The organism is Streptomyces sp. NPDC005799 (assembly GCF_040630525.1).
GTDB classification, from domain to species: domain Bacteria; phylum Actinomycetota; class Actinomycetes; order Streptomycetales; family Streptomycetaceae; genus Streptomyces; species Streptomyces griseorubiginosus_B.
In genome coordinates, this window is sequence record NZ_JBEXXQ010000118.1 from 1 (window position 1) to 8,373 (window position 8,373).

Consider the following 8,373-nt stretch of genomic DNA (forward strand, 5'->3'; position numbering starts at 1 on the left):
TGCGCAGGGCGGCGCGGTAGGTGGCCGACATGTCGATGGCGACGTGCCGGATGTTCTTGTGCCAGGTCGGGGGCGTGGTGGCGACCTCGGCCAGCACGTCGGCGACAGTGCGGCCCTCGACCTGGCCGAGCAGGCCACCGACACCAAGCGCGTCGACGAACCCGGTGGGCCGCCGGTCCCTGGTCAGCTGCCACTTGCCGCTGTCGGGATTCTGTTCCCAGCGGGGCCGTCCGCTGGAACCCGGCGTGATAACGAGGCCAGCTGAGGTTGAAAAGGGCTCACTTATTTCACCCTCTGTTGCACGCGTGAAAGTCGCTTTCCTTGATGGCAAACCAGTGATTGATATTACCGCTCGTGTCTCTGGGGATTGCGACGCAATTATGACGTTGATCTTCAAGGGAGCAATTCGTGTTGGAGAATGCCGCGAAATCGCCAACATAATCCCCAGGATGGTCCGTCTTTACCCAATTGGATCCACTGTCCACTTTCTTGCAGTGCCCGGCATTGTTTATGCTATATGACCCGCTATACCCCGGACGCAGGATCATCAAGTTTCCCTGCGCGGTGCCTGCCGCCGCGCTGGCCAGCACCAGTCACCGCGAGTGAGCAAGTAGCGAACATAGCCGCCATCACCTTTGCCGACCATCTCACGATGCACACTCCCACATTCTATTCATCTGGATCAACTTACGGCAAGCGCATTTTACTGCGACACCTCGGTCTCAAAGCAGAGTCAAATGCCTCTACTTCTGCGAAAAATCCGCGCCGCGGACACGTACGGCTTATCTAATACTCCAGCAGCACTTTGACGTTTTCCCTGTTCAGGGGCGGTTTGGGTGAGTGTAGTGGGCTGATGGTCGGCCCGTGTTCTCTTTCTCGGGCCGCCCCTCGATCGTGTGCAGCCGCCGCTGATAGTGGCAGCGGTCCGGGCAGCCTCCCGGTGTGATCGACGAGCGTGCAGTTGAGATCTGGAACGACGAACTCGAGGAACTGTTCCTGCGTACCGGCCACCGCTTCAAGCGGGTTGAGCCGCGTCGCAGGATGCGTGATTACATCCGTGGGCTGCTGGGTCCGGTTGGCCGCAAGAACGGCTGGCAGCTGGCCGAATACGCCGGACACCGCACCCCCGACCGCCTCCAGAGGCTCCTCAACGGCGCCCGCTGGGACGCCGACGAGCTCCGCGACGACCTCCAGCACTACGTAGCCGAACGGCTCGGCGAACCCGACGGAATCCTCATCCTCGACGACACCGGCTTCCTCAAGAAGGGCACCACCTCGGAAACCAAGAGTACGCCGAGATCGAGCGGGTGATTCGCCTCTATCGGAGATCTGCTTCTACTGGACATGCTCTTCTTCTGGAGTTCTCGGAAGAGAGAGGGTAAATAGTGTCGGCAAATAGGCGTTGAGGGCTGCGAGCCGTGGTCGTCGGCATGGCAATTCTTTGCACGGCCGGGGCAGTGAATTCTGGCTTTGATACGCACAAAACAGCCAGAAATGGCAGGTAACCGAACAAAACCGGCATGATGAGCGAGTAGAGCAATGAGAGGATCCAAGCCGTAGAAGGCCCAGCGGGCAGGAGCGTAGATCGATCCGGCCGACGGCGGCTTGGTCCGTTCCAGCCGTAGACCAGCAACACGTGGCAGCGCGTGCTGACCGGCGTGAGCGAAGATAGCGGTCAGCAGGTGAGTGCCTATAAGTCGAGGCAGGGCGCTCCCGTAGGGTGGTGACGAATCGTATCAACCCGTCTGATTAAGGCACGCGGAATTAGGAGAACCTATGCGTCCGTTCGCATTGAACTATGTGCGACCTGTCCAAAATCTGGAGGTCGCCACACCATTCACGTACGACTCTTTACTCCAGTTGAATGTGCTGCAGGATGGACATTTGGCGGCGCATGACTACGTATTGTTGCGAGAACTGGGCGCCACGACGTCTATTGCAGGCTCGAAAACACACTTCGATGATTGAGCGCGGAAGCATACAATGACTGTATTGATCCTCACTTGTAAAGAGGACGTTACCGCCGACATGGTAGTGGCGAAGCTGGCTGCGAGTGGCGTCCCCGTTGTGCGGCTCGACACCGCCGACTTGCCTGGCCGCGTCACGCTGTCTGGTGAGTACCTGCCTGGCGTCTTTCTCGGGTACTTATCCGCAGGTAGGCGGGTGATCTGTCTGAGCGCCCTGCGGTCGATCTGGGTCCGGCACCCCGGTGTGCCCGCGAGCAGGGTCGCCAAGCCGTCCGAGTGGCTGGCTGAGGAGTCCTCGCAGACGCTCTACGGCATGCTGCAGTGCACCGACGCGCGCTGGATGAACCAGCCCGATGCGGCCGCACGTGCACGCCGCAAACCCTGGCAGCTGCAAGTGGCTCGCCGCAGTCGGCTGCCCGTCCCGGCCACACTGATCACCACCTTTCCTAAGGCGGCCCGCGACTTCGCGGACCGCTTTCCGGACTTGGTAGTCAGGTCGGTGTCCGGCACGCACCCGCAGGAGCCGAACAGCGTCGTGCCTACCAGCAGGGCTGAGCCGGACGCGGACTTCGCGGCCGTCGCCTGCGGCCCGACGCTGCTGCAGCGCCGAGTGTCCAAGCGGGCTGACATCCGGCTGACTGCTGTTGGCAACCAGGTTCTCGCTGCGCGCAAGGTGGTGAGGCCGAACGCCGACCCCGACGAAATCGACGTCCGGTTCGCGTCCTCGACTGCGCCATGGCGGCCGGTCGACGTCCCGCCGAGCATTGAGGACGGTGTGCGCGCGTACCTGAGGAGGGCCGAACTCTCCTATGGAGCTTTTGACTTTGCAGAGGATAGGTACGGCATCTGGTGGTTCTTGGAGTGCAACCAGTCCGACCAGTTTGGGTTCGTGGAAGTAGAGACGGGACAGCCAATCGCGCAAACTGTTGCGGACTGGCTTGCGGCCCCCAACCCCCGAGCATCACCTACGGATCCGATGCGGTTGTGGGGTCAAGCAGTGACTGAAGTTCCCTCACTGAACTGGACAGCCTGATACTGGGACGGTTGAGTCCCGGAGGAAGCAGTCCAGATAGTGAACCGCCCCGGGTTCGGTAGAGATCTCAGGCTGTGGTTGTGACCTTGGGTTTCGTGGATTCGGTGTAGTAGCTGGCTTTCGTATTCGACGGGCGGGACGTGGCCTATCTCACCGTGGAGCCTGCGGTGGTTGTACCAGTCGACCCACTCGGCGGTGGCCAACTCGACCTGGGAGAGCGTCTTCCATGGCCGCTGGGGCTTGATCAACTCGGTCTTGAACAGGCCGATCGTCGATTCCATCAGAGTATTGCGACCCCGCCGTCCCAGCCGCCGCAGTTCGGCGTGGATGCGCGGGACCCAGTAGGTGCGGTGCGAGGCGATGTGCAGCACCGTGATCTCGTGGGCGAGCGCGTCGTCGTCGGCCTGCCGGGCCTGGCGGGCGGCCTCGCCCTCGCGCCACGCGTAGTAGGAGGAGCGGGCGACGTGCAGCACCCGGCAGAGCAGCACGATCGGGTAGTTCGCCTTCTCCGCATGGATCAACCGGTACAACGCGCTCACCGGTCGTTCTCCTTCACGAAGAAGGCGGTCGCTTTTTTCAGGATCTCGATCGTCTGCTGCTGTTCACGGTTCTCCCGCCGCAGCCGCTTGAGCTCCTCGCGCTCGGCACTGCTCAATTCGCCGGAGGTGCCCTCGCTCCGGTCCGCCTTGGCCTTGCGGTACCAGCCGCGCAGGGACTCGGAACTGATGCCCAGCTCCCGGGCCAAGCCGGTGACCGTCTTGCCCGAGGAGTCGACGAGCGCGATCGCGTCCCGCTTGAACTCCTCCGTATACCGCTTCGTAGACTTGCTTCCCACCTGGTGCTACTTCCTCTGGAACCTCAAGATCCCAGTCTCCAGGTGTCCACGATCAAGGGGAAGGTTCACTCGAGGGCTGCCCCACCTGACCGACGCTCTCTTAGAACTCGACGCGCACTCCCAGATTGATCACGCTTGGATCCTGGCAGGGCCCGCGCGAGCGCGTCCGGCAATTGTGGCCGATCGGCCGGAAGACATCCGGCTGACGAGCAGGGCCGCCGCGGCGCTCTGCTGCCGCATGCAGACAGGTGGCTGGCTGGCACGGCAGACTGGAGGTGCAGCTAATGGACGTGGCCGGCCTCAGGAGGGACAGGTGAGCGTTGCTACCGAAGGTCACATCGGGCCGTGGACCGTTAACGAGGTCCTGGCCCTGCCTGAAGATGCCGGAAACCGGATTGAGCTGGTGGGGGGCTCCCTGGTGATGAGCCCAAGCCCTGGCGTTGCTCATCAGCGCGCCTCGCGGCGCCTTGCCGCTCTCCTTCAGGACGCCGCCGACCGCGCGGGGCAGCCTCTGGAGGTGCTCGAAGCGGTAAATATGGTCGTCCCGGACGGAATGTTGATCCCGGACATCGTCGTCGCCGACGCGGACGCCGCCGCAGCGGCCGGCCTCAGCATCGACGCTCACGATGTCGTCCTGGTCGTGGAGATCGCCTCACCGTCGACACGGGTCACCGACCGGAAGATGAAGCCCTACCTGTACGCGACGGCCGGCATCGCCCACTACTGGCGCCTTGAGCTTGACCCCGCCCCGCGCCTGTACTGCGGGACGCGGCACCGTGCCAGTGGGTACACCGAGCTCAGCCTGACCGCTGGACAAGTCACCGAGATCGCTGAACCCTTCCCGATGGCCATCGACCCGGCCCAGCTCCTGAGATAGCTCCCCATCAGCCGTCACTGCGCACCGGTCTGCGCAGTGACGGCTGCATGCGCGCAGTCGGCTGCGCATTCGCGGCCGGTGACCATTGCGCACACGCACCGCGATGCCTGGGCGGGCATCGTCGGATCGGATCCTTCAGGCGCTCCGTCTTGCCGCGTGACGTGTGGGATAACCGCAGTTCTGAGGGTGCTGACGGGGCTGCAGAGGGTCGATCGGGTGCTGACGCAGCGGGCGGCTTCCCGGATTCCGCCGGGCGTGGCCCGGGTGCTGTCGGCGGTGGAGGAGTCCGCGGAGAGCACGAAGCTGTGGTGTAGTGCCGCCGCGGCGATGGTCTGGTGGGGCGGGTGGCGGGGCTGGAGGGCGGCGGCCGCGGGGCTGGGGGCCTTGGTGGTGGCGCAGCTGGCGTCGAACGGCTGTGCAAGCAGGTGGCCGACCGGCGCAGGCCGCCGGCCGAGTGGATCCCGCACGACGAGGTCGAAGACCGGCCCGAGTCGTCGTCCTTTCCTTCCGGGCACACCGCAGCCGTCATCGCCTTCGCCGCCGCCGTCGCGCCCGCCTGGCCGGCCGCCGGCGCGCTGTGCGCGGTGCCGGCTGCCATGGTGGCTCTCGAGCGGGTGCAGTCGGGCGCACACTATCCCAGCGATGTCGCCGCCGGCGCCGCCATCGGCCTGGCCAGCGCCTGGCTCGTCCGCCATGCCCCGGCGCCGTTCCTGCGCCACTGGCCGTAAACCGAGAACCGAGCCGTCCGACGGGATGAGCGGGTGTTCGCAGCTGCCCGAACGGCCAGGTAGCGAGAGAGCGCATCGGCAGCGAAGGGTGTCGCGGGCGATGACCGGACTTCCCACGGCGCACCCGGCCCTGGAGTGGCTTGCAGCCTGCGGCGGAGCAGTGCACGGACATCCTCGGGTGGAAGAGACCGGTGTGCGGTCCCATGGCTGCTGCCCTTCCCTGCGTCGGCTCCGTGGCCTGAACTGGGCGGTCGGGGTACTCGCGCGCTAAGCCTCGATCCACCGACGTGGCTCGCGGGTGATCTTCTCGAACGGGTGGTAGCGCCAGACGGGGAAGAGTTCGCCCTGTTCACCGACGACGGCGGGTTTGGCCAGGTCACGGACCCGGCGCACGATCAGCCGGGCGGTGACCTGCGCGCTCTTCTTCCGGCTCGCGAACGCGGTGTAGGCGGGGATCTCGGCGACCTGGGCATCGAAGATGAGTTCGCCGGTGTCGGAATCGGGCACGGCGTGGGGTAGGTGATCTGCTGCCATGCCCGGTCGGGGATGGCCAGGACGGCCCGTTTGACGGAGGGGTTCATGCCGCAGGTGATCGAGAAGCGGGCCCCGGCCCGGCGGCAGGCGGCGATCACACGGGCGTTGTAGAACTGCGCGTCCGCCCGCAGGATGCGCAGGCCGGTGCAGCCGGCCTCCACGGCGGTGGCCAGCGCCTCGCTGACCAGTTTCGGGGCGCTGCGGGAGTCGGCCGCTTTGCCGCGGCGCAGCCGCACGGTGGCGATCACCGGCCTCGAGGTGGGGGTGCAGATCGTGGCGAGCAGGGGGTGCAGCGTGCGGATGCCCTTGAACCGGCCGTACTCGGCGCCCTGCTTGGTGCGGCCGTAGACGCGTTTGTGGGTGGAGTCGACGTCGATGAACGCCTTCTCGCCCGGGCCGGGCAGCAGCGGGGCGTGTGCGGCCAGTTGGGCCAGGAACCGGCGGTGCACGGCGTGGAGTTGGAGGGCGTGGCCGTGGGTGAAGGCGCGCAGGAAGGTTCCCAGCGTGGAGGGGGCACGGACCCCTGCGAACAGGGCCGGCATCGAGTTGTTGACCGGACTAGCGGGCGACACGCCGGGAGTGTGCACATGCCCCGCATGGCCTAGTACTCCAGCAGCACTTTGACGTTTTCCCTGTTCAGGGGCGGTTTCGGTGAGTGTAGTGGGCTGATGGTCGGCCCGTGTCCTCTTTCCCGGACCGCCCCTCGATCGTGTGCAGCCGCCGCTGATAGTGGCAGCGGTCCGGGCAGCCTCCCGGTGTGATCGACGAGCGTGCAGTTGAGATCTGGAACGACGAACTCGAGGAACTGTTCCTGCGTACCGGCCACCGCTTCAAGCGGGTTGAGCCGCGTCGCAGGATGCGTGATTACATCCGTGGGCTGCTGGGTCCGGTTGGCCGCAAGAACGGCTGGGTGCGCCACGAGGCGCCATGTGACCGAGTGGAGGTGCGAGACCTCTACCGCCGGGCCGTCGCAGCGGCCGGGTAGAAGCTGAGGGCAGTCCGGGCCGGGGAACGCCGGTGAGGATGGAAAGCAGCCCTGACAACGCCGGGACGGCGCGGTACTGCCAGACGCGTCGGGTTCGGCAAGCAAGGCCAGAAGGCGTACGAAGAGGAACCCGTGTAAAGCCCCGTAAGTCTTGTCACCGGGCTCAAATCTGGCGGATATGGGCCCGGGATGCAGTGCGTGACCGCTTCGTTCGGTGCTGGGGCGGTCAACTCCGAAGCCGGTCTCCAACTGCCGGTGGGGAGGCCACGTTGAAGGTCTGCGGCGTAGGCGTGGTGATGCTGCCGGGGTAGTAGCGGGACGCCGACCTGGCCGATCGGCACATGGTGAACGTGGGAACCGCCTGCGGTCGCCCTGGCTCCTGGGCATCCGGTCCAGAGAGGGAGGGCAGGCCCGTTGCCGGCTGAGGTCCGCAGGTGGGGCGGAGGCCCCGTAGTAGTCCGAGCGGAGGAAAGCTCCGTGCATGGCGAAGGGGGCCAGCAAGTCGGCGGGGAGGATGCTGCAATGCCGGGAGGCCGCTGGTGAATACCGACGCGCTGGAGTTCGCGCTGCTCAAGGCCGAACGCCGGGTACTGGAGATGCAGACCAAGCTGCACTGTTGGGCGACCGACGATCGTGATCGTCGGTTCGATGACCTGTTCAATCTCGTTGCCGATCCCGCGTTCCTGCTGGTGGCGTGGGCTCGGGTGCGAAGGAACAGGGGCGCTCGCTCGGCCGGAGTGGACGGGCAGACCGCTCGTTCCGTTCAGGACGGGCAAGGTGTTGAGGGTTTCCTCAGCGAGGTGCGGTCCGGCTTGAAGGACCGTACTTTCCGTCCGCTTCCCGTGCGTGAACGGATGATCCCCAAGCCAGGGACGGCCAAGCGCCGTCGGTTGGGGATTCCGACCGTGCGGGACCGGGTGGTCCAGGCGTCCCCGAAGCTGGTACTGGAGCCGATCTTCGAGGCGGATTTCCTTCCGTGCTCCTACGGGTTCCGCCCGAAGCGCCGGGCTCATGACGCGCTCGCCGAGGCACACCACTTCGCCAAGAACTCCTATGAGTGGATGGTGGAGGGGGACATCGAGGCGTGCTTCGACTCGATTGACCACACGGCCCTGATGGGCCGGGTGTGCCGCCGAGTCGGGGACCGGCGCGTTCTTGACCTGGTGAAGGCGTTCTTGAAGGCGGGCATCCTCACGGAAGGCGGCCAGTCCAAGGACACCGATACCGGTACTCCGCAGGGTGGAATCCTCTCGCCGCTGCTGGCCAACATCGCCCTGTCCGTCCTCGATGAGTTCATCGCGGCAGGTTGTCAACGGCCATTTCGTTCGGCTCTGATCCACTTCTTGTGGTCCGATCGCGGAGCGTTACAGTGCTCAGTCCGCGAGGAGGATCTGCCGGCGAAGGAGGTCGAAGC

At 65.4% G+C, this 8,373-nt stretch carries 9 protein-coding genes and 2 pseudogenes; 7 read left to right on the forward strand and 4 right to left on the reverse strand.

All coding sequences use genetic code 11. The annotated features are described in order from the left end of the window. Positions 1-966: 966 nt before the first annotated feature. The 3 genes and pseudogenes from ABZ453_RS49445 to tgmB all read left to right on the forward strand — a co-directional run. Positions 967-1,272 (forward strand): annotated as a pseudogene (locus ABZ453_RS49445) (transposase); the annotation flags it as partial. Positions 1,273-1,776: 504 nt separating this feature from the next. Next, positions 1,777-1,968: a putative ATP-grasp-modified RiPP gene (tgmA, locus tag ABZ453_RS49450; protein WP_359026409.1), complete on the forward strand. Its 192-nt coding sequence runs from the start codon at positions 1,777-1,779 to the stop codon at positions 1,966-1,968. Between the two features lie 15 nt (positions 1,969-1,983). Continuing rightward, positions 1,984-3,000, forward strand: a complete 1,017-nt coding sequence (gene tgmB, locus ABZ453_RS49455) for an ATP-grasp ribosomal peptide maturase (RefSeq protein ID WP_359026411.1) — start codon at positions 1,984-1,986, stop codon at positions 2,998-3,000. Here tgmB and ABZ453_RS49460 read toward each other — a convergent pair. Next, positions 2,958-3,539, reverse strand: a complete 582-nt coding sequence (locus ABZ453_RS49460) for an integrase core domain-containing protein (RefSeq protein WP_359026413.1) — start codon at positions 3,537-3,539, stop codon at positions 2,958-2,960. The two genes, tgmB and ABZ453_RS49460, sit on opposite strands and share 43 nt — an antisense overlap. Continuing rightward, positions 3,536-3,835: a transposase gene (locus ABZ453_RS49465; protein ID WP_359026415.1), complete on the reverse strand. Its 300-nt coding sequence runs from the start codon at positions 3,833-3,835 to the stop codon at positions 3,536-3,538. The genes ABZ453_RS49460 and ABZ453_RS49465 overlap by 4 nt, the downstream gene beginning before the upstream one ends. A gap of 313 nt (positions 3,836-4,148) precedes the next feature. Between ABZ453_RS49465 and ABZ453_RS49470 the strand changes: the two genes are divergently transcribed. Beyond that, entirely contained in the window at positions 4,149-4,712 is a 564-nt protein-coding gene (locus tag ABZ453_RS49470; protein WP_359026417.1) for a Uma2 family endonuclease, read from the forward strand. Positions 4,713-5,056: 344 nt separating this feature from the next. Continuing rightward, positions 5,057-5,440, forward strand: coding sequence for a phosphatase PAP2 family protein (locus ABZ453_RS49475; protein WP_359026419.1), 384 nt, complete (start codon positions 5,057-5,059; stop codon positions 5,438-5,440). 267 nt (positions 5,441-5,707) lie between these two features. On the opposite strand, the gene ABZ453_RS49480 is transcribed toward ABZ453_RS49475, so the two are convergent. Both ABZ453_RS49480 and ABZ453_RS49485 read right to left on the reverse strand, forming a co-directional pair. Beyond that, a complete protein-coding gene (locus ABZ453_RS49480) occupies positions 5,708-5,833 on the reverse strand; it encodes a hypothetical protein (RefSeq protein ID WP_359026421.1) in 126 nt (41 codons plus the stop codon). A 2-nt stretch (positions 5,834-5,835) separates the two neighbouring features. After that, positions 5,836-6,546, reverse strand: a complete 711-nt coding sequence (locus ABZ453_RS49485) for a transposase (protein ID WP_359026423.1) — start codon at positions 6,544-6,546, stop codon at positions 5,836-5,838. A 209-nt stretch (positions 6,547-6,755) separates the two neighbouring features. Here ABZ453_RS49485 and ABZ453_RS49490 point away from each other — a divergent pair. Continuing rightward, positions 6,756-6,884 (forward strand): annotated as a pseudogene (locus ABZ453_RS49490) (IS701 family transposase); the annotation flags it as partial. A 614-nt stretch (positions 6,885-7,498) separates the two neighbouring features. Beyond that, positions 7,499-8,373: reverse transcriptase domain-containing protein (locus ABZ453_RS49495; protein ID WP_359026425.1), on the forward strand; the 875-nt coding region annotated here is incomplete at its 3' end.